The 22,938-nt window shown below is 45.2% G+C and carries 24 protein-coding genes; 12 read left to right on the forward strand and 12 right to left on the reverse strand.

Annotated elements, in window-relative coordinates; all coding sequences use genetic code 11:
• Positions 1-8: 8 nt before the first annotated feature.
• A complete protein-coding gene (gene yjgA / locus ICN23_RS06165) occupies positions 9-536 on the reverse strand; it encodes a ribosome biogenesis factor YjgA (protein WP_216231353.1) in 528 nt (175 codons plus the stop codon).
• 5 nt (positions 537-541) lie between these two features.
• Positions 542-1,345 (reverse strand): hypothetical protein, encoded by an 804-nt coding sequence (locus ICN23_RS06170; RefSeq protein WP_216231354.1) that lies wholly within the window; start codon positions 1,343-1,345, stop codon positions 542-544.
• A 173-nt stretch (positions 1,346-1,518) separates the two neighbouring features.
• On the opposite strand from ICN23_RS06170, the gene ICN23_RS06175 reads away from it, so the two are divergent.
• The 6 genes from ICN23_RS06175 to ICN23_RS06200 all read left to right on the forward strand — a co-directional run bounded on the left by ICN23_RS06175 (position 1,519) and on the right by ICN23_RS06200 (position 9,104).
• Positions 1,519-3,153, forward strand: coding sequence for a GMC family oxidoreductase (locus ICN23_RS06175; protein WP_370624759.1), 1,635 nt, complete (start codon positions 1,519-1,521; stop codon positions 3,151-3,153).
• A complete protein-coding gene (locus ICN23_RS06180) occupies positions 3,146-4,063 on the forward strand; it encodes an EamA family transporter (RefSeq protein ID WP_216231356.1) in 918 nt (305 codons plus the stop codon). Before ICN23_RS06175 ends, ICN23_RS06180 begins: the two co-directional genes overlap by 8 nt.
• Positions 4,064-4,208: 145 nt before the next feature.
• On the forward strand, positions 4,209-5,393 hold the full coding sequence (locus ICN23_RS06185) for an ABC transporter substrate-binding protein (protein WP_216213917.1): 1,185 nt from the start codon (positions 4,209-4,211) through the stop codon (positions 5,391-5,393).
• A gap of 145 nt (positions 5,394-5,538) precedes the next feature.
• Positions 5,539-6,417, forward strand: coding sequence for a branched-chain amino acid ABC transporter permease (locus ICN23_RS06190; protein WP_216213919.1), 879 nt, complete (start codon positions 5,539-5,541; stop codon positions 6,415-6,417).
• Positions 6,417-8,345 carry an ATP-binding cassette domain-containing protein gene (locus tag ICN23_RS06195; RefSeq protein ID WP_216231357.1) on the forward strand — a complete coding sequence of 643 codons (1,929 nt, stop codon included), beginning with the start codon at positions 6,417-6,419 and terminating at the stop codon, positions 8,343-8,345. Before ICN23_RS06190 ends, ICN23_RS06195 begins: the two co-directional genes overlap by 1 nt.
• A gap of 30 nt (positions 8,346-8,375) precedes the next feature.
• Entirely contained in the window at positions 8,376-9,104 is a 729-nt protein-coding gene (locus ICN23_RS06200; RefSeq protein WP_215348454.1) for an ABC transporter ATP-binding protein, read from the forward strand.
• A gap of 57 nt (positions 9,105-9,161) precedes the next feature.
• Here ICN23_RS06200 and ICN23_RS06205 read toward each other — a convergent pair whose 3' ends face one another.
• Both ICN23_RS06205 and ICN23_RS06210 read right to left on the reverse strand, forming a co-directional pair.
• On the reverse strand, positions 9,162-9,662 hold the full coding sequence (locus tag ICN23_RS06205) for a hypothetical protein (protein ID WP_216231358.1): 501 nt from the start codon (positions 9,660-9,662) through the stop codon (positions 9,162-9,164).
• A 59-nt stretch (positions 9,663-9,721) separates the two neighbouring features.
• Positions 9,722-10,540: a sulfite exporter TauE/SafE family protein gene (locus ICN23_RS06210; RefSeq protein ID WP_216231359.1), complete on the reverse strand. Its 819-nt coding sequence runs from the start codon at positions 10,538-10,540 to the stop codon at positions 9,722-9,724.
• Positions 10,541-10,629: 89 nt separating this feature from the next.
• Between ICN23_RS06210 and ICN23_RS06215 the strand changes: the two genes are divergently transcribed.
• A complete protein-coding gene (locus ICN23_RS06215) occupies positions 10,630-11,502 on the forward strand; it encodes an MBL fold metallo-hydrolase (RefSeq protein WP_216231360.1) in 873 nt (290 codons plus the stop codon).
• A 1-nt stretch (position 11,503) separates the two neighbouring features.
• On the forward strand, positions 11,504-11,815 hold the full coding sequence (locus ICN23_RS06220; RefSeq protein WP_216231361.1) for a metalloregulator ArsR/SmtB family transcription factor: 312 nt from the start codon (positions 11,504-11,506) through the stop codon (positions 11,813-11,815).
• 5 nt (positions 11,816-11,820) lie between these two features.
• Here ICN23_RS06220 and ICN23_RS06225 read toward each other — a convergent pair whose 3' ends face one another.
• From ICN23_RS06225 to ICN23_RS06245, 5 genes are read right to left on the reverse strand one after another with little or no spacing between them, the layout of a single operon-like run.
• Complete coding sequence (locus tag ICN23_RS06225; RefSeq protein ID WP_216231362.1) at positions 11,821-12,246, reverse strand: hypothetical protein; 426 nt, start codon at positions 12,244-12,246, stop codon at positions 11,821-11,823.
• Complete coding sequence (locus ICN23_RS06230; RefSeq protein WP_216231363.1) at positions 12,243-13,067, reverse strand: FAD:protein FMN transferase; 825 nt, start codon at positions 13,065-13,067, stop codon at positions 12,243-12,245. Before ICN23_RS06230 ends, ICN23_RS06225 begins: the two co-directional genes overlap by 4 nt.
• Entirely contained in the window at positions 13,064-13,594 is a 531-nt protein-coding gene (locus ICN23_RS06235; RefSeq protein ID WP_255532717.1) for an FMN-binding protein, read from the reverse strand. Before ICN23_RS06235 ends, ICN23_RS06230 begins: the two co-directional genes overlap by 4 nt.
• A gap of 50 nt (positions 13,595-13,644) precedes the next feature.
• Entirely contained in the window at positions 13,645-13,824 is a 180-nt protein-coding gene (locus ICN23_RS06240; protein WP_216231365.1) for a hypothetical protein, read from the reverse strand.
• A 19-nt stretch (positions 13,825-13,843) separates the two neighbouring features.
• The gene (locus tag ICN23_RS06245; RefSeq protein WP_216231366.1) at positions 13,844-14,758 is read right to left on the reverse strand and encodes a DUF6662 family protein; all 915 of its coding nucleotides are present in this window, start codon (positions 14,756-14,758) and stop codon (positions 13,844-13,846) included.
• A 152-nt stretch (positions 14,759-14,910) separates the two neighbouring features.
• Between ICN23_RS06245 and ICN23_RS06250 the strand changes: the two genes are divergently transcribed.
• On the forward strand, positions 14,911-15,153 hold the full coding sequence (locus ICN23_RS06250; protein ID WP_216213938.1) for a DUF3820 family protein: 243 nt from the start codon (positions 14,911-14,913) through the stop codon (positions 15,151-15,153).
• Here the strand turns inward: ICN23_RS06250 and ICN23_RS06255 are convergent.
• Positions 15,145-16,170, reverse strand: coding sequence for a DNA/RNA non-specific endonuclease (locus ICN23_RS06255; protein WP_216231367.1), 1,026 nt, complete (start codon positions 16,168-16,170; stop codon positions 15,145-15,147). The two genes, ICN23_RS06250 and ICN23_RS06255, sit on opposite strands and share 9 nt — an antisense overlap.
• A gap of 541 nt (positions 16,171-16,711) precedes the next feature.
• Here ICN23_RS06255 and ICN23_RS06260 point away from each other — a divergent pair.
• Positions 16,712-17,668 carry a transglycosylase SLT domain-containing protein gene (locus ICN23_RS06260; RefSeq protein WP_255532718.1) on the forward strand — a complete coding sequence of 319 codons (957 nt, stop codon included), beginning with the start codon at positions 16,712-16,714 and terminating at the stop codon, positions 17,666-17,668.
• 71 nt (positions 17,669-17,739) lie between these two features.
• Here the strand turns inward: ICN23_RS06260 and ICN23_RS06265 are convergent, their stop codons facing one another.
• Positions 17,740-18,087 carry an FKBP-type peptidyl-prolyl cis-trans isomerase gene (locus ICN23_RS06265; protein ID WP_216151725.1) on the reverse strand — a complete coding sequence of 116 codons (348 nt, stop codon included), beginning with the start codon at positions 18,085-18,087 and terminating at the stop codon, positions 17,740-17,742.
• 87 nt (positions 18,088-18,174) lie between these two features.
• Here ICN23_RS06265 and ICN23_RS06270 point away from each other — a divergent pair, with 87 nt between their 5' ends.
• Entirely contained in the window at positions 18,175-19,191 is a 1,017-nt protein-coding gene (locus ICN23_RS06270) for a DUF6352 family protein (protein WP_216231369.1), read from the forward strand.
• Here the strand turns inward: ICN23_RS06270 and ICN23_RS06275 are convergent.
• A complete protein-coding gene (locus ICN23_RS06275) occupies positions 19,188-20,363 on the reverse strand; it encodes an MFS transporter (protein WP_216231943.1) in 1,176 nt (391 codons plus the stop codon). The genes ICN23_RS06270 and ICN23_RS06275 overlap by 4 nt on opposite strands.
• A 257-nt stretch (positions 20,364-20,620) precedes the next feature.
• On the opposite strand from ICN23_RS06275, the gene ICN23_RS06280 reads away from it, so the two are divergent.
• Complete coding sequence (locus tag ICN23_RS06280; protein WP_216231370.1) at positions 20,621-22,855, forward strand: NADP-dependent isocitrate dehydrogenase; 2,235 nt, start codon at positions 20,621-20,623, stop codon at positions 22,853-22,855.
• The last annotated feature ends 83 nt before the right edge of the window (positions 22,856-22,938 follow it).

Consider the following 22,938-nt stretch of genomic DNA (forward strand, 5'->3'; position numbering starts at 1 on the left):
TTAAAAGATTACAGTCCCATATCCTTCAGTACGCGGAAGATTTCGCGATAAGCCTTAGGCGGCTTGTTTTGCTCTTTCTCCTTGCGTGCATTACGAATCAAGGTGCGCATATTCTGAATATCCATATCAGGATATTGCTCAATCATCTTCGTGAAAGCTTCGTCATTGGCAATCAGTCTGTCACGATAGCTTTCTAAAAAATGGAGCTTAGCAGTCTCTGCTTTGCTAACACCCTGAATAGCATCCAAGCGTTTCTGAATAGCATCCAATTCTTCTTCGTCCAAAAAGCGCATCAGCTTTCCAAGATATTGCTTATGGCGACGGATGGCCTCAAAACTCTTAATCTTGTTCGTCTCAGCAATGGCTGTTTTAATTGCCTCATCCAAAGGAATAGTTTTTAGTGCATCGCTACTGAGGGCAGCCAATACCTCCGCCAACTTCTGGCGTTCGGTCATTTGTCGTTTTAACTCAGATTTGCTAGGACCTTCATCAGCCTCAACTAGCTTTGGAGTACGATTTTTTTCGTTAATGTGCATGTGAGCTATGAGGATATTTTTTTTGTTAGGCGGCGAAATAATTTCTTTATTGGCTTTTCTTGATTTGGCATAACAATGACGTCGTTTATTTGTATGGTTCCTAGATTGCCATCGGGGGGAGTGCGGTTAGTATAGTTATTGGGCAGATGATGCACAAAGCAGCGGCTATCAAATTGTTGGGTTTTGAGATCAAACCCAACTAAATTGCGAGAAGTGCACCAGTCAGGTACATTGAAAAAGGTTAAGCCATGCCCAGCCCGCTCTCTTATGCCCCACTCACCAAAATCCGGATTTGATGATCGACCATTCAGATGCTCCAGCATAAGCTCACGGGTAAGTAAATACAGTCCTTGGTAGGGATGTGGCAGATTCAGAAATACATAGTCTGGATTTTTATAGACCTTGGGTAGCTTTCTGAAGCGAAATTGCTCTTTTGCATCCGAGCTATACCATTTACCATCTGATGATCTTTGCTCAACTCTCAGGAAAGATGGAATCAAACCAAGTGGACTGAGGGTCTCCAGACTTTCTTGCCAGTACTCAAAATTTTCTTTAGTTACCAGAAGATCATCTTCTAGATACATATAGTGGGTAATTGATGGATCATTGATTAATTTCCTGAATACATCAAAATGTGACCAGGGAAGTAAATAGGGATGACCAATCCCTTGGGGAATAAAAAAATCGTATTTAAACCCTTTGTTTTTTAAGATTGCGTCCAGTTGCCCAAGTTCGCCTTGCTCCTCTCTGGCATTGGTCACAATATAGACTTCAACAGAGGAACACAATTGCGCAAAATGTTTTGTCATAGTCTCCAGGTACTGAAGACGTTCCTTTGAAAAATGAACAGTTACGCAGATTGCAAGACGTGTGTTTGACATGGGCGGTTAGTAAATAAGGTTCATTTTGAGCATTTAATAGTATGGATGCTGTATTTGGTAAATAATACGAGGTAAGGCTTAATATTAAATTTATGCTCAATATGACTCAATTAGATCAGAAAAACACCTACGATTACATCATCATTGGCGCAGGCAGTGCTGGTTGCATGTTGGCCAAGCGCCTAACTGAAGATCCGAGCAAAAAGGTCCTGCTGATTGAGGCGGGCAAGAACGATAACTACATCTGGATTCATATTCCAGTTGGGTATTTGTATTGCATTGATAACCCAAGAGCGGATTGGCGTTTTAAGACTGCGACTGAAAAAGGCTTGAACGGTAGATCTTTGCTGTATCCACGGGGCCGAGTATTAGGTGGCTGCTCATCCATCAACGGCATGATCTATATGCGTGGTCAAGCTGGTGATTATGAATCTTGGGTGCAAGCAACCGGAGATGATTCTTGGTCATGGGAAAACGCACTCAAGCGCTACAAAGCATTCGAGGATTATCACAGCGCTGCTAATGAGTGGCATAGCAAAGGCGGTGAGTGGACTGTCTCCAAGCAGCGTTTGCGTTGGCCCGTCATGGATCGATTTAAAGATGCTGCTGTAGAAGCGGGCATTCCTGCATCAGACGACTTTAATCGGGGCGACAACTTTGGCGTAGGTTATTTTGATGTGAGTCAGCGCGCAGGTTGGCGTTTGAATACTTCTAAAGCATTCTTAAGAGACGCTGCAAAGCGCAGCAATCTCACAGTATTGACTGAAGCGATGGTGAGCACACTCAAGATTGATCCCATAACTAAAAATTGTTATGGAGTTGAGTACATCAAGAATAGTCAAACACATGAAGCCTTATGCGCCATTGAGAATGGCGGTGAAGTATTGCTAAGTGGCGGCGCCATTGGTAGTGTGCAAATTTTGGAGCGCTCTGGCATTGGTGCTGCAGCACACCTCAATCAATTAGGTATTCCGGTGGTTGCCGATTTACCGGGTGTTGGTGAGAACCTGCAAGACCATTTGCAATTACGCATGGTTTACAAAGTCAATGGTATTAAGACGCTAAACACCAAAGCCAATACGCTGATAGGCAAGATGATGATTGGCTTAGAGTATTTGCTAAAACGTTCTGGACCAATGTCTATGGCGCCATCCCAGTTGGGTGCGTTTGCTTATAGCTCGCCTGAACAAAAGAGTGCCAACGTGGAATATCACGTACAGCCTTTATCTTTAGAAAAGTTTGGCGAGGACTTGCATTCCTTTAATGCATTTACTGCGAGTGTTTGTAATTTGCGCCCTACTTCACGCGGTAGTGTGCACATTAATTCAGTAGACCCAGAAGCGCCACCAGTCATTAGTCCTAATTACTTATCGACTGATGAGGATCGTAAAGTAGCTGCAGAATCTTTACGCTTAACGCGTAAGATTGTTGAGCAGTCTGCACTCAAACCATTTACTCCTGAAGAATACAAACCAGGCGTGCAATATCAAACGGATGCCGAGTTGGTAAAAGCAGCGGGTGATATTGGCACTACGATTTTTCATCCAGTAGGCACATGCAAGATGGGGCGTGCTGATGATCCAATGGCTGTGCTGGATTCTGAGTTACGTGTGAGAGGTATTCATCATCTGCGAGTAGTGGATGCTTCAGCAATGCCCACCATTACTTCAGGTAACACTGCTGCGCCGACCATGATGATTGCTGAGCGCGTAGCAGAATTGCTCACGCGTGAATAAAGCTTCGCAAAAGAGTTATTCATTACCAGCGAGTCATTTATTGCTGGCACTGGCCATTGTGGCCGTGTGGGGGACTAACTTTGTAGTGATTAAGTTATCCCTCAATTCTTTCCCTCCATTTTTATTTGCCGCGCTTCGCTATACCTTTGCTTTTTTACCCCTGGCACTTTTCTTTCCCATACCTAAAGTCTCATGGGTCAATCTCTGTACCTATGGAGTTGCTGTGGGGGTGGGGCAGTTCGGAATTCTGTACTTTGCGATCGATGGTCGTATCTCCCCGGGCCTAGCTTCCTTGGTGATTCAGACACAAGTATTTTTTACCATCGGCTTTGCCATGTTCTTTGCCAAAGAGCGTTTGCGAACTTATCAAACAATAGCCTTGCTCGTGGCAATCACAGGTTTGGTAGTTATTGCGTTGCACACTGATGCCAACACTACTTTCCTCGGGCTTGCCTTGGTTGTATTCGCCGGCCTCTCCTGGGGGGTGGCTAATACAGTTAGCCGCAGGGCGGGCTCGATCAATATGCTGTCCTATGTAGTTTGGGCAAGTGGATTTGCTATTCCACCCTTATTTGTCATGTCCTATCTATTTGAGGGTGGCTGGAGCCATATGGGTAGCTCATTAGTCTCAGCACCTGTAGGGGCTTGGGCTGGTGTTTTATGGCAATCCTGGGCTAACACCCTCTTTGGTTATGGGGCTTGGGCCTGGCTACTGTCTAAGCACCCTGCAGCGGTTGTGGCGCCTGCCCCCTTATTGGTGCCTATATTTGGTATGGGGGCTGCCGCTTATTTCCTGGCTGAACCATTGCCCCCCTGGAAGATCGAGGCGGCGGGGTTAGTGATCGCTGGCTTGATAGTCAATTTATTCTGGCCAAGTATTGAACTCAAACTCAAGCGGCATTTTTCTTAAGAGTTTTCGCCCCCAGAGGCTAATGTAAAACCCTAATAGATGCCCCTTTTTTTGCCTTTGTATTAACAGTAAGATAACTGTTCGTTTGTGTTTTACCAATAAAAAAGTATTTATTTAATTAGCAATTTTTAGTCATGGAGACTTTATGAACATTCGTCGTCACATTTTTGCAGTAGCCGCTACTGCGATGCTTTCAACCGGCGCTTACGCTGCCGATATCAAATTGGGTCTATCAGGACCATTCACTGGCGGCTCAGCCTCTATGGGTGTGAGTATGCGTGATGGCGTGCGTCTTGCTGCGAAAGAGATTAATGCTGCTGGTGGTATCAACGGCAACAAAATCGTTTTGGTTGAGCGCGACGATGAAGCAAAAAATGAGCGTGGCGTGCAAATTGCACAAGAGTTGATCAACAACGAAAAAGTAGTTGCTACTCTTGGTTACATCAATACTGGTGTTGCATTGGCTTCCCAACGCTTCTATCAAGATGCGAAGATTCCGGTAATGAATAACGTTGCTACTGGTTCTATCTTGACTAAGCAATTCCCTAACGCACCAGAAAACTATATTTTCCGTAATGCTGCTCCTGATAATATTCAAGCTCCATTGATCGCTAAGGAAGCGGTTGAAAAGCGTGGCTTGAAGAAAGTTGCGATTTTGGCTGACTCTACAAACTACGGTCAGTTGGGTCGTGAAGACTTAGAGAAGGCATTGAAGGGCTATGGCGTAACACCAGTAGCAGTTGAGAAATTCAATATTGGTGACGTTGACATGACTTCACAATTACTCAAAGCAAAAAATGCTGGCGCTGAAGTAATTTTGACTTACGCGATCGGACCTGAGTTGGCACAAATTGCTAACGGTATGGCGAAGTTGGGTTGGAAGAAGCCAATGATTGGTTCATGGACATTGTCTATGGCTAGCTTTATTGATACAGCTGGTAAGAATGGTAACGGCGCAACAATGCCACAAACTTACATTCAGACTCCATCTACAACAGCTAAGCGTAAAGCTTTCCAAGCTGCTTACTTGGCCGAGTTCAAGCCAAAGAACAATAACATTGCATCTCCAGTTTCTGCAGCACAAGGATATGACTCTGTTTACCTCTTGGCTGCAGCGATTAAGCAAGCAAATAGCACAGAAGGACCAAAGATTGTTGCAGCATTGCAAGATCTGAAGACTCCAGTTGATGGTGTTGTTATCACTTACAACAAGCCATTCTCTGCAACTGATCACGACGCTATCAAGATGAAAGACGTAGTGATGGGTGTGGTTGAAAACGGCCGTGTTGAGTTCTTGAATGCTGAGGACGCAGCTCCTAAGAAGAAGTAATTCAATTTACTCAGGCAGTGCAGAATAATTCAATATTTTGCACTGCAGCAATTGATAAAACAAAGCGCCGCCCAAAAAGCGGCGTTTTGCTTACAATGTCGGATTCGTTAATAAAACAGTTTTAAGTATCTTTTAGGCCAACAAAATGGACATGCTTGCACAAATCCTCTCGAGCGGTATCGCTGTGGGGATGATCTATGCGGTAATCGCTTTCGGTTTCCAGCTCACCTTTGCCACATCAGGCACTTTGAACTTCGGTCAAGGTGAAGCGCTGATGTTGGGTGCCCTCGTAGGTTTAACCTGCGTTGACACTTTTGGCATGAACTACTGGGTCATGATTCCAGTCGTTTGTTTATTCGGCATGATTCAGGGCAGCTTCGTTGAATTAATCGGCGTACGTCCTGCGATCAAAATTAAATCCGAGTTTGGTTGGATTATGTCCACTATCGCTCTCGGCATTATTTTCAAGAACGTGGCAGAAAACATTTGGGGCCGTGACGCATTGCCGTTCCCATCTCCATTGCCAATGGAACCAATGAATTTCTTGGGCGCAAGTATTCTGCCAATGGAAATTTTGGTGGTGTTTGGCGCATTAGTCATGATGTTGTTAGTAGAATTTTTTAACCGTAAAACAATTTACGGTAAGGCGGTTGTGGCAACAGCAAACGACCGTGATGCTGCTGGCTTGATGGGTATTAATACCAGCGTAGTAATTACATTCTCTTATGCACTCTCCTCTTTGACTGCCGCCTTTGCTGGCGTGTTGATTGCACCATTGACATTGACAGGCGCGACCATGGGTGGCGCACTGGGCTTAAAGGCATTCGCAGTGGCGATTATTGGCGGCTTGTCTAGCGGCATGGGCATCATTGTTGGTGGTTTGATTTTGGGCATTGTCGAAACAGCTACCGGATTTTATGTCTCTACTGGTTATAAAGATGTTCCAGGTTTGATTTTGTTATTGCTTGTATTGGCATACAAACCATCTGGTCTATTCGGCAAATCTGCAATTAAGAAAGTTTAATGATGAAGAAGTCTCTAATACCGCTATTAATTGCGATTGCGGCACTCTTTTGTTTGCCGTTGTTTGTCCATAACCCTTATTACATTCACTTAGTTGAAACCATTCTCATCTACACCATCTTGTTATATGGTTTAGATATCGTGGTGGGTTATGTTGGTCAGGTTTCCTTAGGTCACGCAGCTCTGTTTGGTATCGGCTCATACACCGCTGGTGTTTTGTACTTCCATTTCGGTTGGACGATTTGGGGCACTCTACCTGCATCCATCATCGTGACCTCTATCTTCGGCGGTATTTTGGCATTGCCAGCCCTGAAGGTAATTGGACCGTATTTGGCGATGGTGACCTTGGCTTTCGGAACGATTGCACAGATTCTCATTAATGAGATGACTTGGTTGACTGAAGGCCCATTGGGCATCAAGATTCCGAAGCCTGATTTAATGGGCGTGCCAATGACCAAAGCAGAGTACTTCTGGATGGTTGGCATTATCTTGATCATTTCTATGATCGTTGTAGACCGTTTTGTGAAGTCACAAATTGGCCGCGCTTTTGAAGCATTGCGTGATAGCCCAATTGCCTGTGACTGTATGGGCGTATCCGTATATCGCTTTAAAGTGATTGCATTTGTGATCAGCGCCGCCTTTGCAGGTTTGGCTGGTTGCTTGTACGCCTACTCTGAGCAATATATTTCACCTAATACTTACAACAACGAACTTGCTGTTTTGTTCTTGCTCGGCATCATCATGGGTGGACGTAAGTCTCGCCTAGGCGCCTTGATTGGTGCAGCCATTATTGTATTGTTGCCAAAACTCTTGGACGACATCAATTTGTTCCGTATCGTTGCCTCGATCATTGCGGTTGTAGTGGTGGTTGGTGCTGGCATGGCCTTGTCCAAGAAGACTACAACCCCGCGTCGCGTTGCTGTACCTATCGCCGGCGTAGTGGGCTTGGCAGCATTCTCATTCTGGCTCAATACGATTTCTGACTGGCGCTTGAGTATTTTCGGCTTCATGATTTTGTTGGTGGTGTACTACTTACAAAACGGTATCGTTGGTTTTGCGAAGAGCTTCTACCAGTCAATCGTTGGCAAAGCTAAAACTACTCGTGGTGGTGATGCTGAAGTAGTTGATGACTCTATCAGCTTCATTAGCAATGTATCCAACGCAAATGCTGGTGCTGAGCTCTTGAAAGTTGACTCTGTATTGATGCAGTTCGGTGGCCTGAAGGCATTGAACAATGTTGACCTGAGCATCAAGCGTGGCACTATTCATGGTTTGATCGGGCCTAACGGTTCCGGTAAGAGCACGATGATGAACGTATTGACAGGTATTTATGTACCTACAGCTGGTAACGTTTTATACGCTGGTGAAAGCGTTGTTGGTAAGACATCTTCCGACATCGCCTTATCTGGTATCGCTCGTACCTTCCAAAACGTTCAGCTTTTCGGCGAAATGACTGCTACCCAAAACATTTTGGTTGGCTTGCATCACACCTTTAAGTCGAACATGGTGGAGATTGCATTGAATCTGCCACGCTACAAGCGAGAAGAGGCTGAAGCCCATGCTCGTGCAATGGCGCTCCTCAAGTTCGTTGGCTTGGATGACTTGGCCAATGAAGAAGCACGTAACTTGCCATACGGTAAGCAACGTTTGCTCGAGATTGCCCGTGCTTTGGCATTGGATCCTGAGTTGCTTTTGTTGGATGAGCCTGCAGCAGGTTTGACAGCTCCTGACATTAAAGAACTCTTGCGCATTATTCGTAAGATCCGCGATAGCGGTATTACCTTCATCCTGATTGAGCATCACATGGATGTGGTGATGTCAGTTTGCGATACCGTTTCTGTATTGGACTTCGGTCAGAAGATTGCAGAAGGTAAACCAGCTGAAGTTCAGGCAGACGAGAAGGTGATTCATGCCTACTTGGGTACTTAATCACTAGAACATATTGAATCGGTAAATACCATGTTATCTATTAAGAATCTTGAAGCAGGCTACGGCAAAGTCAAAGTCCTCCACGGCATCAATATTGATGTTCCAAAAGGGCAGGTTATTACTTTGATTGGCTCCAACGGCGCCGGCAAAACAACAACCATGCGCGCTATCACTGGCATGATTAAGCCAACGGCTGGTGAAGTTACTCTAGGCGGTGAAAAAATTGATGGTTACGACTCTCATAAAATTGCTCGCTTAGGTTTAGCTCACAGCCCTGAAGGTCGTCGTGTATTTACGACGATGTCAGTAACCGACAATTTATTGTTGGGCGCATTTCCACGCTTTACAGGTAGCCGTCCAAAAGGCGACATCAAGAATGACTTAGAAAAGTCACTCGAAATGTTCCCGCGCCTCAAAGAGCGTCGTAATCAGTTGGCCGGAACGCTATCTGGTGGTGAGCAGCAAATGTTGGCTATGGCCCGTGCAGTGATGCTCAATCCAGAAATCATTCTCTTGGACGAACCATCGATGGGTCTTGCACCAATTTTGGTTGAGGAAGTATTTAAGATCATCTCTAACTTGAAGTCACAAGGTGTGACCATGTTGTTAGTTGAGCAGTTTGCTGCAGCAGCGTTAAATGTGGCTGACTACGGTTATGTTCTTGAGAACGGTAAGATCGCTACTCATGGACCAGCCGCAAAGCTTAAAGATGATCCTGCTGTGAAGGCGGCCTACTTGGGTGGTGCTGGCGGTCACTAAGTAGTCCATTTAACTACAGGTAATAAAAAAGCCCTTAGCAATAAGGGCTTTTTCTTTTTAGCTAGATAGTAGCTTTACCGCTACTCGTATCAGCAGGGCGCGATAGCCCATATACATAGCAACAACAGTAAACCCGAAGAGAAAGAGCTTCGGAATGAGCGCCTCTTCAGCAACTAATTGGCTATTGAGTAAGCCTATAGCTACGGCAAAGAAGAAGAGTGCCCCTAGTCCGAGGACGATCCAATTCTCATTACTGCTAAATTGTTGAGTTTGGTTGTGATAGGCCAGAACCTGAAGGACTTCACCTTTTTGATATCCCGCAACCGTTATCTGATCACCATCTGCAATCTTCATGGGTGATGAAAACTTGGCTTCGATGCCTTTGTCACCCAAATTAAATGTAGAGATAAAGAAGCGCTTGTAATAAACCGAGGAATGGTCATGAGTTGGTTTTTCAGGATTAACGTAATCAAGCAATTCATTATTCAGATTGCTGACCGTTCCTGTAATCGAGCTGATTGAGCTAGACAGCAAAGAGCTTGGCTTGCTTGTGGACATCAGTAGAACTCCCAAAAGGCTGATTATCAGTATATAGACTAGAGATTGCAGGGGTTTTCTCATAAGGCATTGATGCCTTTAATGGTGAGGCTGATTGCAACTCCAAATGTGAGTATGGCAAAAATTTGTTGCAGCCTTGGACCACTTATTTTTTTACCTAATGCTCGACCCATTAGAAGACCGCATAAGGCACCTATGGAAAAAGGTGCCGCCAGCGTTAAATCTAGATTGCCTGATATGGCTGAAAATACTACCCCTCCGCTAGAGATGATGGCAAGTACGCCTAGTGAGGTGGCAACAATTGATTGCACTGGCAAATCTGTATAGCGCTTTAAGGCTGGGACAATCACAAAGCCGCCGCCCACTCCCAGTAATCCAGATAAGAATCCCGCCCAGCATCCAGAGAGCATGAGAGATCTAGCACAAGGGATGCTCCAACTTAATTTACCAAGCTCTGGATTGAGTAAGCATGGCGGTGGGCTGCGTTTTTTCTTGGGAAGTTGAAGGATCTCTCTTCTGGCTTGCATCAATAAGCGAGTGGAGACAAGAAATAGTGTGGCGCTAAAAAGAATCAGTAGTGGCGCGTTGGGTACACGTTGCGCCACCCAAAGGCCTAGTGGTGAAAGAAGAAGTCCAAATGCGGCCATAAAGCCTGCAGCCCGATAACGCAAAATTTTATTTTTCAATCCCAGTAGCGCACCTACGCCTGCAGAGAGTGCAATTGCAGCAAGTGAGACTGGAGCTGCCTCGGCTACCGGAAGATGTAGAACAAATACCAGCAGGGGGACAGACAGAATGCCGCCTCCTGCGCCGGTAAGACCCATTAACAAACCTACGATAAGGCCTAGGGCGGGGCTGATGAGGATTGAGTAGTCCATTGCAATTAATTTTATATTAATATAATATATAAATATATATCAAATACTCTTTTTGAGCGGTAATCAAGGTATTTTTAGGAAAGCCTGCTATGAACCCAAAACTAAGCGCTGAAGTTAAGGCATTCTTTGATCCAGAAACCTGGACTTTTACCTATGTAGTTTATGGAGGCAAAAAAAGTCCCTGCGTAGTCATAGACTCCGTATTGAACTATGACCCCAAGTCAGGCAGAACATCTACAAGGTCTACTGACGAAGTCATCAGCTTTATTCAAGGCGAGCAATTGCAGTTAACTTGGATCCTAGAAACGCATGCTCATGCTGATCATCTAACGGCAGCCCCCTATATTCAGAGTAAGTTAGGCGGCAAGATTGTCATTGGCGATCACATCACCAGTGTGCAAAACGTATTTAAGGGTGTTTTCAATCTTGATGAGCAATTTGCAATTGATGGATCTCAATTTGATCATTTATTAAAAGACGGTGAATCACTGCAGTTCGGCAACCTCTCCTTAAAGGCTCTTTATGTCCCTGGCCATACCCCAGCTTGCATGGCATATGAAATTGGGGATGCACTATTTGTTGGAGACACCCTCTTCATGCCGGATGTCGGTACGGCGCGTTGTGACTTTCCAGGCGGTAGCGCCCAGACTTTATATCGATCTATTCAGAAGGTGCTCGCGTATCCTGATGAAACAAAGCTGTATATGTGCCATGACTATCCACCAACGGATCGTCCTGAAGCGTATTGCACAACCGTGGGTGAAGAGAGGAAGTCTAATATCCATGTGCACGACGGAGTCACTGAAGAGCAGTTCGTACAAATGCGCAGTAAGCGGGATGCGACTCTAGCTATGCCTACTTTGATATTGCCATCGATTCAGGTCAACATACGTGCAGGTCATCTGCCTGAGCCCGAAGCTAATGGCAAATCCTATTTAAAAATCCCATTAAACGCTCTTTAATATGACGATTACCAAATCTGAACTCAAGAAAATGCAGGCGTCAGCTGCTGATGCCTGCAAGTTAATGAAGGTTCTGTCTAATAGCGACCGCATGATGCTGTTATGTGAAATCGGCCAAGGCGAAAAATGCGTCAGTGAGTTAGAGACTGCCTTAGATCTTCATCAGCCTACGCTATCTCAGCAATTAACCGTGCTTCGCAAAGAAAAGCTAGTTAAGACACGCAGAGAGGGTAAGCAAATTTACTACTCTCTGGCCAGTGAGGTTGCTGTGGCGGTAATGAGTCTGCTTTATAAGCACTATTGCAAAAAGTAGTCGATTTACTTGCTGTGACTACTGCCGCGAATTTTTTGAAATGCATGCAGCAAAAAGATAACAAAAAAGAGTAAGCCAGTCATCCAGTGGGTATCGACCGTAATGTCTCGAATTTCTTCGGGACCGTAATACAGTAAGGCGCCAGTAACAAGCAGCAGAGTAAGTAAGCTCAATTGACTAAAGCCGCTCCATCGTTTCTTTTGTGACTTGTAGCCAGCCTTAATATGAAATGGCAGTACTGAACCAAGAGCTAGGGTTGCCAACATAGCAGCAATGCCATGAGCAGCCAGGATACTGTGGGTGCCAAGAGCAGCTCTCTGAATTTGAAACTGATGGCCCAGCAGATATATGAGGCCAGTGATAGAGCAGATCATCATGCCGAGAATGACAAATGTTCTTTGCCAGTTTGGCATTTTCCCAAGTCGACTCATGCAGTAATCCTTAGTGCTTGTGCTGAAAAGCGTGAGAAACAGGGGTGATACTCATTATTCGTTAAGGCCAAGACTTTGGTGAGGGCATCTGCATAGACGCATTCTTTAGCGAGAATGGAGAAGGAGCCTAAAACCTCAGCATGTACTTCGGAAAAATTCTGAGCTAGGGGATTAATGATGTGGCTAATCTGTTGATCCCTTTTTGCGAAGTAAAGGCTGCTGGTGGCAATGGCGCCATCTTTCAAGGAGCCAATCTCAATCAGTCTGTTAGGAAGTTCTGGATCGCGAACCTGAATTGGTAGGGCGGTTTTACCAAACACGCGCAAATCACCACCAGCATTGACGGAGCCTGAAGTAATTCCCTCGGAGATTAAGACTCGCACCGCCATATCCACTGCAAATCCTTTGGCGATGCCACCAAGGTCCAGGCAGACTGGACGTGCCGATTTGATGAGATCGGGAGCTAAGAACTGAATATCTTCTATTCCACCAAGATCATGATTTGTGAAGGTTATATGCCGTGGCAGTAAGCCTGCAGCAACTAGGCGATGTCCAATGCCACAATTGAATAGACCACCTGATGCAAGATGAACTTCTTTGGCAACCTTAATTACTTGAGCTGTCCATGGATGAACTTCAACGGCCTCCCTATGGGCGAGTTGGTTAATAACACTAAGTTGAGTATCAGGATGATGAAATCCCATGAGATCCTGCACTTGTTGGATTGCGGCAAATGCGTTCTCAATCGCCAATAAACCATTCTGATCTTCTTGACTGGAGATTTCTACAAAAGTCCCTAGCAGAGGTTTACAACGAATCATTTTGCTTTGAGAGTTTGGATTTGGCTGATTGGTGAAGGACCGCTTTTCAACGCTAATTCATATAGGACAGCAACTCGCTTCACACCATCGGTCAGGTGCTTACAAGAAAGAGTGGCACCCCCAATATTTTGAATATCCTGATTGAGCTTAATAGGGTCATGTGCAGTCTTACCAATAAATTGCTTACGCCATTGCGCTTCAGCAACTTCATAGCCATAAGACTCCACATACTCCAGTATTTCAATGCCAGAGATGCTGCCGCTGGGATTGATGGCAACAGCATAGGTAATCATTTCATGTTTACCAACTACCTCATCAATGACTAGCCAACTACCGTCAGATGCCCTCCAGATGCGATCCCCTTGAAAAGGGTGGCGAATGCTTGATGCTGCTCGCATCCTTTCTTGTAGGTCATCGGTAATGATGATGGGCGTCTTAGTGAGTGCCTTATTGGGTAAGAGGATTTTCTGCGCCTGCTCTACAGAAACATAAATTTTTGCATGGGCAATGATGGGGGTACTCATCATTGCTATGCCAATTACAGCTAGAGGGTAAGGTTTCCAAATCATGAGTTCATTTATGCGGTGAGTAATTCGTTTGCTTCATTACAAAGCGCCTGGATTTCTGGATTGATGCCCTGTAGATTGGAGAGTTTTTCAAACATCATGAGCGCTCTTTGTTTGGCGGTTTGGCATTGCGTAGCCTGAAATTTCACTAAATGAGTCAGGGCTGCAACTAATAGGTTTTGAATTTCCATAGATTCTTTCGCTTAGTTATCAGTTAAGAGGAAAACCAACTTTGACAATGAATTCGTTCACAGAGTGACTGTCCCAAACACGTGCATTTGAGCATTCAGCTTCGCCGCCGCCCATGCAGGTTCCGCCTGCAAGCTGATAGCGCCATGCGCCAGTGACCCACCAATCTTTAGCTGCATAATGCATATTGGGTCCGACAAAAGTTGCTCTTTGTACTTGATTGCGTAAATTCAACTCAGAGTAGTCGTTATGAAAACGGGCCTCAACACCGGCTGACCATTTGGGAGTAAAGCGATAGCTAGCGCCAACTAAGAAATCCAGCATCGATTCAGGAACATTGCCATTTTCAATAAACTTCAGGCGTTCATTAGCAACCACAACGTTACCCGCTAGGATCAGGCGATCATCAATAAAGTTAGATTGCAGCAAAAGTCTTGCTTCTAGCTCATCTTTATTTCTACCCCATGTTGGTTCGAGATAGAGGCCTACGCCCACTGGTGAGGTGACTGGATTGGTCAGGCGGTAGATAGCTTCAAGAGATCCGCCTTCAATTCCACTCTTTCTATAGGCCGTAGATGGATCATGCGAAGAGGGCACGCCGTATCCACCCGTACAAGTTGGTGCATCACCGCACGCCTCTTGATTGGTGTAATTCTGATTGGCACTCGTGTAGTAGGAGTTGATATATCCCGCTACCTGTAAGTCATTGGTGAGGCCATATTCAAGTTCAGTTCTTGCGGTCCAGGCATCGTAAGTTCCCGCGGCTTGCTGTTTATTCAGCTGTAGACGTTGCTCAAATTCCAGCTTGCCCTTGGGTTGAAGATCTAAGGTGTAAATCCAGCCAAACGCTCCTTCGCCGGCATTGGCAAAGGAAAAGTGAAGAGTGGCAACAAGGAAGAAGCTAAAGGCAAGAAGTCTATTAATGGTTAATTTCATGGTCATTTGAGGTTGATGGTTAAAAAGTCTAAATGAGAACGGTTCTCAATATAACACTAAATGAGAATGATTCTCAACTAAATAAATGACCATGAACCTAAAAATGGCGGAATCTATAAGCCCTTTCTGGTTTGCTTGTAAGATTTCCTTGGATGAATGCAGAGTCTCTAGAAAAACTCGTTTTGATGAAGATGCCCTTTGGTAAATACGCTGGACGTGCGTTGGCGGATTTGCCGGGGAACTATTTAGCGTGGTTTGCGCGCGAAGGTTTTCCTAAAAGCGAGCTGGGGCAGCTTCTAGAGTTGATGCACACGCTAGATCACAATGGTTTGCGTGGATTACTGGCGCCAATCCAGCGGGCCCATGGCCTTGCGGCTAAATCTAAATTACTTTGAGCGAATAATGAGGGTGACGCGATTGCGTTCGTAGGTCACCGTTGCAGACTCTGGTGGACTGCTTTGCATTAAAGCAACCTTGAGATTGGTTTGAGATTCGATTTGAGAAGTGATTTGCTTGGCAAGACTCTCATTACGATCATATTGAACTTGAATGCTCTCCACCTTACCCGTCTTGATGTTGTCAATGACTCCATTAAGCTTGCTTGAGGAATATGCATCAAAAAATACGGGATACCAGCCACCTATGTATGGCCTCTGACCCTTTGTTTTCAATGGTTCTGGGCTTATGGCTTCTGGCTTAACCGTGTCATCAATCCCGGATAAATGAAAATCAATCCCTGTTTTTTGAACCAGCTCTTTGTATGAGATGGGCGACGTCATATTGGCTTCATTGGTGTTTTCAACCCAATAAGCCCAAGCAGTATTTTTGTTTGGATCGTAAACTAGTTTGTATAGATGACTCGGAATCGTCACGCGACTCCTGCCAATACTGCCGCTATTACCAACAGAGCCGGTAAATACATAAATATCACCGGTAGCTCTTTTAACGTAGGCTCGTGTAGGCTCTTCTACATTTTTCGCCCAGATGCCCTGATTATTTTGTCTAGCCTGGGGCATCATATTTACCAGAGAGAATGACTGGGCCATTGAGCGCTCATTGCTCATATCGCCTGCGGGTGCATTGTGGCCGCGATCATAGCCGCTGCCACGGTAATCTGACAACAGAGACCTTTCCGCAAAGGGCAGTCTAGCTTCTTCATAAAACTGATTACTTCGGCGTGGGTGCGGGGTAGAAAATTGTTCTTTGTTGAGTTTCTCTACTGTATAGATAGGTTTCTTATCCTGCGGGGAGTAATAAATCGCAAAGCTGTCAAAGCAGAGGTCTCGCCCAACTTGAGTGCTGGTTGGTATTTGCTGGTGTGGAAACAGATTCCTGCAGTCTTCAAAGGCTGCAAAAGAATGTAGTGAAGCTGAAAGCGCTGCAAGGGCTACTAGGTTGCGAAAGAATTTCATGGTGTTTAAGTGTAGGACCTCTCTTCAAGGCTTTGCTCACTTTTTACATTGAACTAGCTCCATGGCTAATAAGAAATTTGGACATGGCTGACCTTTTGCCATGACTTAAGAGAGGCTTATTGCCGAATCTGCTTTGGTTGGAGGCTCATTGCAAAAGGCTCGTGTTGCCTACTACCCCTAGAAAAGTAAAAGACTAAAAGCACTAGATGTATGGTTTATGGACTTCAATTTATGAAGAAAAATGAAAAAAAGTACCCCTTTAGCCATTTTTTTATAGAGTGAAATTAGCGATCCCTAACTTTTATAAGTTATTGATTTCATTAACTTATATATGTTTTTTAGGGTGCATATACGGGATCTCCCGAATTTCTAGATCAATAAGTTATTGTTTTCTAGTTCTTTATTCTTGACTTGATATAAGAAACTTCTTAGGATGACCCATGTTTTTAAGATATTGCAATGCAGCATAAAACGGTAGTCCAGTTTTTTGAGGTTTTGCAAACAATGAATGAGTAAATGTTTATCTAACAATTTGAGCGATATGCAGAATACGCAGCCTACCTTGTCGGCCGCTAAAGAGCTGCTCTCGCACGCTATGGCTCCAGTCTATCGAGTCATTAATGGCTTACTTGTTGTTACTGTATTTATGGTGGTTGGTCTCTGGCTCTCGGGCAACGGTACCAATGCCGGCCCTTTTGATCTTGCTCGCATTCTGGTTCCGGATGAGGCGCGTCATATGGTTTGGAGTAATGGCTTTGAGATGCTCAACCAGTACAAAGACTCCAACGATATTGCTACCCAGACTACTGATGCCGGTATCGCCGCAGTAATTTATAACAAGTCAAAGTTACCAGCTACTACAGGTTTGGCAAGCGCTAAGCAGCAAACAGTCGCTTTGCTAATGCCCTCTGTAGCGCAAATGCAGGTTAAGTCGATCTCTCATTTATCAGATCGCATTCCAACTTCCAAGATTGATCCACAGGCGTTAGATAGCAACCTTATGGGCTCGCTTCAGAACCAAAGAGCTGTGGCAGATTTCTTTGAAAAGAAATACAAATTGGATCGCGCCAAAATTGAAGAGTATGTTTCCAATACCATCTTGATTGCCAAAGAAGTCAACATTGATCCAGTTCTGTTATTGGCTGTGATCTCGGTGGAATCGAACTTCAATCCCAATACTAAGAGTCATGCAGGTGCTGAAGGTTTGATGCAGGTAATGACTTCAGTGCATAAAGATAAATACGCAATCTTTGGCGGCACGTCTGAAGCTGCTAAGCCAGAAGTCAATATTCGCGTTGGCGCCTATATTCTGAAATACCTGATTGCTACAGCAGGTTCATTGCGTAATGGCCTGAAATACTATGTAGGCGCTGCCAATGCTGAGGATGATGGCGGCTATGCTGACAAGGTAATCGCTGAAAGAAATCGTCTTATTAGTTTGTGCCAAAGCCGCTCTACGAATCGCCTTACCTTGAATGGCAAAGACTTGCGTTCTTAATTTCTAGAACACTGCTTAAGTAATTAAAAAGCCACCCTCGGGTGGCTTTTGCTTTGCTATCTACGGAATTCTTAGTTAACGCCGTGCAATTCCACATCAAATACAAGAGTCGCATTTGGAGGAATAACACCGCCTGCACCACGGGGACCATAGCCCATTTCAGAAGGAATAATCAAAGTGCGTTTGCCACCAATTTTCATGCCCGCTACGCCTTCATCCCAGCCCTTAATAACGTGGCCTGCGCCTAATGGAAAGCTAAAGAGTTGACCGCGATCTAATGAGCTATCAAACTTTTGACCTTTGTGGTCAGGGGCTTTCTCGTCAAACAACCAGCCGGTGTAATGTACATCTACATGATTGCCTGCTGCAGCTTCTTTGCCTTCACCTACAACGGTATCGATTTTTTTGAGTTCACTCATGATGTTTTCCTATTTCACACAAATTGACTGGCTAGTATATTCTGAGCTTTGTAAATTTTGATGGCACCCTCACTTTAGTTAAAACGTATGACAAATTATTGGGCAAATTCCGCATATAAGACTCTGGCAATCAGCCCTGACCGCCAGCTGCTGGTTACAGACGACTTTCTGCGCACCTACATGGCAAGGCCTGAGCTCGCACTAGTGCCTGAATCCTGCCCTGCTGAGCGAGCACTTCACCAGCGTTTAACAGAAAACCCTCGTGCTGAAGTGGTTGAAACTGAAATCACCTCAATGGCTGATGAGGATATTCAGGAGAACTATCGTGTCTGGTTGCGCTATCGAGCGCGCCTGTTGTCAGCCAGCTCTTTAGAGGCTTTTTATATGAGCCTCTTCAAAGGTGAGGGGGTGGATGTTCCACCCTTATTTATCTCCCTACTAGCCCAAATCTTTATCAGACATATTTTGGGTGATGACGCGCACCCATTGGAAGTGCGCATGGGAGAGCTCTTTTTTAGAACTCAAAAAATTACCATCATTGAGGATGGCATCGTGATGGGCGCCGATGAAGAGGTAGTCGCTCGCAATGCCCAGGCAGGCGATACGGGCAACATCATGGATTTGCTAAAGGGTAAGTCCATGACCATGAGATCGGCGGATTTAGATGTGCTGCATGAGGACAATGCTGAGGAGTATTGGTCGCGCAATGAAGATTTCGATTTAGCAGTGCAATTGAATTTTGGACACGAGCCTATTAATCGTTTTTGTCGTGTTTTAGAGAAATGGGTTAAGCACTTCTTAGGTGTCAGTGTGCGCATAACCCCTATGCAGCAAATTAGCGATCCCAAGTGGTCATGGCATGTTGGCTTGGATGCAGCTGCAACTGAAATTCTGAATAAGCTTTACAACAAAGAGTTAGTTGAGGCAGATGAGTTGCAAAAAGTGATTTGCTTATTTCGTCTGGATTTTATTGACGAGGCTGCTGTAGCCAAGGCTCAGGCAAGCAAACCGGTCTATATGGCTATTGCTATGAATGATCAGCAGCAGCTCAAGTTAAAACCGCAGAACCTATTATTTAACTTACCGCTGGCAAAAGTTTCTTAAACAATTGCTTGGGACTTTTTGCGCTGCTGAGCGAGCCAGTAAAGTGCAAGACCGGTAATCACTACAGGAATCAGTGATCCCCAATTCAGAATGCTCCACCCATGAGAGGTGACGAGGGCACCTGAACCAAAAGAGGTGAAAGCCATGGTGCCAAAGACAAAAAAGTTAATTGCCGCTTGAGCTTTGTCTCGTTCGTTAGGTTGATATGTGGTCATTGCCAAAGAAGTGGCTCCGGTAAATAAAAAGTTCCAGCCGACACCTAGTAAAAATAAAGCAATAAAGAATTGATGTAGGTCAGTGCCGGTAAGCGCAATGGCGATACAGATGAAGTTCAGTAGCACTCCGACGCCCATAATCTTTAATGTGCCAAATCTCTGGATGAGTGAGCCCGTAAAAAATCCTGGAGCAAACATCCCGATCACATGCCACTCAAGAACTAAAGCGGTATCCGAGAAAGGTAGCCCACAGATTTGCATCGCTAAAGGCGTAGCTGCCATGAGTAGATTCATCACTCCATAGCCCAACGCTGCACCAATGATGGCAACTACAAATACGGGTTGCCGAAGAATCACGCTTAAGGGACGCCCATCTGAGAGTGAGTGTTGGGTCTTTAACTCTTGGGGGAAATGAATGAACTGCATGACAATGATGCCAATAAAGCCGGCGATAGAGAGGGTGAGGTACGCCCCCAGGAAGGCGGTTTCAAAGAGGTCTCGTGTCCATGAGGCGAGGTTAGGTCCGATAACAGCGCCAAGGATGCCACCGGCAAGCACCCAAGAAACGGCTTTGTCACGTTGCTTTAAATCTGTCAGTTCTGCTGCAGCAAAGCGATAAAGCTGACCATTGGCGCTGTAGTAGCCAGCAATAAAGGTTCCTGCAACCAAAAGCCAAAAGTTTTTGCTCACAGCAGCATAGGCGCATAAAAGGGCGGAGAGCATTGCCACTAGCAGACCCAGTTGAAATGAAATCTTGCGCCCAAAATAATTCTGGGATTTAGCCACGATGGAGGTAGAAAAGGCGCCTCCAACTACGTAGCCCATGACGGGTAGGGTGGCCATCCAGCTGACTGGGGCTAGGCTAAGGCCCACAAGCCCATTAATGGCAATAAAAGTGACGTTATTGGTGAGGAATAAGCCCTGACAAATGATCAGCAGCACCAGGTTTCGATTCAGTAAGGGGTGTTTGCTGGTCATGGCTTGCAGTTTACGGTGAATTTGCAGCTTGAGTGAGCTTGGTGAATTCCCTTAAATGACTCTTAATTAGCTATTTTCACGGGCAAAACCACCATTTTTGCCAGGTCCAATGATTTAAAATGGAGGACTCGCCTCATTGGCAATAAGTGCGCTAAAAGCGACTTGCAAAATGGGGATTTGAGGGCGACAGGGTAAAAACCTGACTCTGTAATTTTTTCAAAATTGAGGAAACATTCATGGCTTCAGAGAAATCAAAGATTATTTATACGCTGACAGATGAAGCGCCGCTTTTGGCGACTTGCGCATTTCTGCCAATTATTCGTACTTTTACGGCACCTGCTGGCGTAGAGATTGTGAAGAGCGACATTTCTGTTGCCGCACGTATCTTGGCTGAGTTTTCTGATTGCCTAACTCCTGAGCAGCAAGTTCCAGATAACTTGGGTGCGCTCGGTAAGATGACTTTATTGCCTGACACGAACATCATTAAGTTGCCAAACATTAGTGCTTCTGTACCTCAGTTATTGGCGGCTATTAAAGAGTTGCAATCTAAAGGCTATAAGATCCCGAATTTCCCTGAAGATCCAAAAACAGATGAAGAGAAGGCAATTCGCACTCGTTACTCTAAGTGCTTGGGTAGCTCGGTTAACCCAGTGTTGCGTGAAGGCAATTCAGATCGCCGTGCGCCACCCGCTGTAAAGCGTTACGCTCGTAAAAATCCGCACTCCATGGGTGAGTGGAGCCAAGCTTCACGTACACACGTATCTCACATGCATGGTGGCGATTTCTACTCTAGCGAGAAGTCCATGACAATGACCAAGGCTTGCGATGTCAAGATGGACTTGGTAACCAAGAGCGGCAAGACTATCGTCCTGAAGCCAAAAGTTTCCTTGTTAGCTGGCGAAATTATTGACAGCATGTACATGAGCAAAAAAGCGCTATGTGAGTTCTACGAGAAAGAAATCGAAGATGCTTACAAGACTGGCATGATGTTGTCCTTGCATGTGAAGGCAACCATGATGAAGGTTTCACATCCGATCGTATTTGGTCACGCCGTGAAGATTTTCTACAAAGACGCCTTTACTAAGCATGCTAAGTTATTTGACGAGTTGGGTGTGAATGCCAATAACGGTATGAGCAGCTTGTATGAAAAGATCAAAACTTTGCCAGAATCTAAGCGCGAAGAAATTATTCAGGACTTGCATGCTTGCCACGAACATCGTCCAGCATTGGCGATGGTTGACTCTGCTAAAGGTATCACCAACTTACACTCTCCAAGCGACGTGATTGTGGATGCTTCTATGCCTGCCATGATTCGTGTTGGCGGCAAGATGTGGGGTGCAGATGGTCGTTTGCATGACACCAAGGCTGTTATCCCAGAAAGTACTTTTGCCCGCATCTATCAAGAAATGATTAATTTCTGTAAGACACATGGCAACTTTGATCCGAAAACGATGGGCACTGTACCTAACGTTGGCTTGATGGCTCAGCAGGCTGAAGAGTATGGCTCACATGACAAGACTTTTGAGATTCCAGAAGCTGGTGTAGCGCGTATTGTTGCGGATGATGGCACTGTATTGCTCGAGCAAAATGTAGAAGAGGGCGATATCTGGCGTATGTGCCAAGTGAAGGATGCGCCAATTCGTGATTGGGTCAAGTTGGCTGTTAACCGTGCGCGACTCTCTGACACTCCAGCAGTCTTTTGGCTCGATGAGTACCGTCCACATGAAGCCGAATTAATTAAGAAGGTAAAAACTTACCTTAAAGATTACGACCTCGAAGGGGTTGATATTCGGATCATGTCTCAGACTCGCGCAATGCGCTACACCTTAGAGCGTGTGATTCGTGGCAAGGACACCATTTCTGTAACTGGTAATATTTTGCGTGACTACCTTACCGACTTGTTCCCGATTATGGAATTAGGAACTAGCGCGAAGATGTTATCTATCGTGCCTTTGATGGCTGGTGGTGGCTTGTTTGAAACTGGTGCAGGTGGTTCTGCTCCAAAACACGTTCAACAGTTAGTGGAAGAAAACCATTTACGTTGGGACTCACTGGGTGAGTTCTTGGCTTTAGCGGTGTCTCTTGAGGATATCGGCGATAAGACAGGTAACAATAAAGTGAAAATCTTGGCGCGTACATTGGATGAAGCGACTGGCAAGTTGTTGGATAACAATAAGTCACCTTCACCGCGTACAGGCGAGTTAGATAACCGCGGTAGCCAGTTCTACTTGGCAATGTACTGGGCTGAGGCTCTGGCTGCTCAAACTGAAGATAAAGAATTGCAGGCCTTCTTTGCACCTTTAGCTAAGACTCTGATTGCGAATGAGCAAAAGATCGCAGATGAACTCAAGGCTGTTCAAGGTAAACCAGCGGATATTGGTGGTTACTTTGTAGCTGACCCAGAAAAGTGCAAGGCTGTAATGCGTCCTAGCCCTACTTTCAATGCAGCCCTCAAGGCCGCAAGAAGTTAATAGGTAAAAATGCTAAGTACTTAATTTTTGAATTAGGTATAGTATTTATAGGCAAACCTTCGGGTTTGCCTTTTTAATTTATA

The sequence above is a fragment of the Polynucleobacter sp. MWH-Jannik1A5 genome (assembly GCF_018881795.1).
In the GTDB taxonomy this organism is placed as follows: Bacteria; Pseudomonadota; Gammaproteobacteria; order Burkholderiales; family Burkholderiaceae; genus Polynucleobacter.

Bases quoted from the DNA above. Each gene is read 5' to 3' on its own strand.
- ICN23_RS06210 (WP_216231359.1), bottom strand. From the start codon at position 10,540: ATGGACTACTCAATCCTCATCAGCCCCGCCCTAGGCCTTATCGTAGGT.
- ICN23_RS06265 (WP_216151725.1), bottom strand. From the start codon at position 18,087: ATGAGTGAACTCAAAAAAATCGATACCGTTGTAGGTGAAGGCAAAGAA.
- yjgA (WP_216231353.1), bottom strand. From the start codon at position 536: ATGCACATTAACGAAAAAAATCGTACTCCAAAGCTAGTTGAGGCTGAT.
- ICN23_RS06190 (WP_216213919.1), top strand. From the start codon at position 5,539: ATGGACATGCTTGCACAAATCCTCTCGAGCGGTATCGCTGTGGGGATG.
- ICN23_RS06255 (WP_216231367.1), bottom strand. From the start codon at position 16,170: ATGAAATTCTTTCGCAACCTAGTAGCCCTTGCAGCGCTTTCAGCTTCA.
- ICN23_RS06225 (WP_216231362.1), bottom strand. From the start codon at position 12,246: ATGAGTCGACTTGGGAAAATGCCAAACTGGCAAAGAACATTTGTCATT.
- ICN23_RS06215 (WP_216231360.1), top strand. From the start codon at position 10,630: ATGAACCCAAAACTAAGCGCTGAAGTTAAGGCATTCTTTGATCCAGAA.
- ICN23_RS06240 (WP_216231365.1), bottom strand. From the start codon at position 13,824: ATGGAAATTCAAAACCTATTAGTTGCAGCCCTGACTCATTTAGTGAAA.
- ICN23_RS06175 (WP_370624759.1), top strand. From the start codon at position 1,519: ATGACTCAATTAGATCAGAAAAACACCTACGATTACATCATCATTGGC.
- ICN23_RS06280 (WP_216231370.1), top strand. From the start codon at position 20,621: ATGGCTTCAGAGAAATCAAAGATTATTTATACGCTGACAGATGAAGCG.
- ICN23_RS06185 (WP_216213917.1), top strand. From the start codon at position 4,209: ATGAACATTCGTCGTCACATTTTTGCAGTAGCCGCTACTGCGATGCTT.
- ICN23_RS06250 (WP_216213938.1), top strand. From the start codon at position 14,911: ATGAATGCAGAGTCTCTAGAAAAACTCGTTTTGATGAAGATGCCCTTT.
- ICN23_RS06195 (WP_216231357.1), top strand. From the start codon at position 6,417: ATGATGAAGAAGTCTCTAATACCGCTATTAATTGCGATTGCGGCACTC.
- ICN23_RS06270 (WP_216231369.1), top strand. From the start codon at position 18,175: ATGACAAATTATTGGGCAAATTCCGCATATAAGACTCTGGCAATCAGC.
- ICN23_RS06205 (WP_216231358.1), bottom strand. From the start codon at position 9,662: ATGTCCACAAGCAAGCCAAGCTCTTTGCTGTCTAGCTCAATCAGCTCG.
- ICN23_RS06170 (WP_216231354.1), bottom strand. From the start codon at position 1,345: ATGACAAAACATTTTGCGCAATTGTGTTCCTCTGTTGAAGTCTATATT.
- ICN23_RS06230 (WP_216231363.1), bottom strand. From the start codon at position 13,067: ATGATTCGTTGTAAACCTCTGCTAGGGACTTTTGTAGAAATCTCCAGT.
- ICN23_RS06245 (WP_216231366.1), bottom strand. From the start codon at position 14,758: ATGAAATTAACCATTAATAGACTTCTTGCCTTTAGCTTCTTCCTTGTT.
- ICN23_RS06235 (WP_255532717.1), bottom strand. From the start codon at position 13,594: ATGATGAGTACCCCCATCATTGCCCATGCAAAAATTTATGTTTCTGTA.
- ICN23_RS06260 (WP_255532718.1), top strand. From the start codon at position 16,712: ATGCAGAATACGCAGCCTACCTTGTCGGCCGCTAAAGAGCTGCTCTCG.
- ICN23_RS06200 (WP_215348454.1), top strand. From the start codon at position 8,376: ATGTTATCTATTAAGAATCTTGAAGCAGGCTACGGCAAAGTCAAAGTC.
- ICN23_RS06220 (WP_216231361.1), top strand. From the start codon at position 11,504: ATGACGATTACCAAATCTGAACTCAAGAAAATGCAGGCGTCAGCTGCT.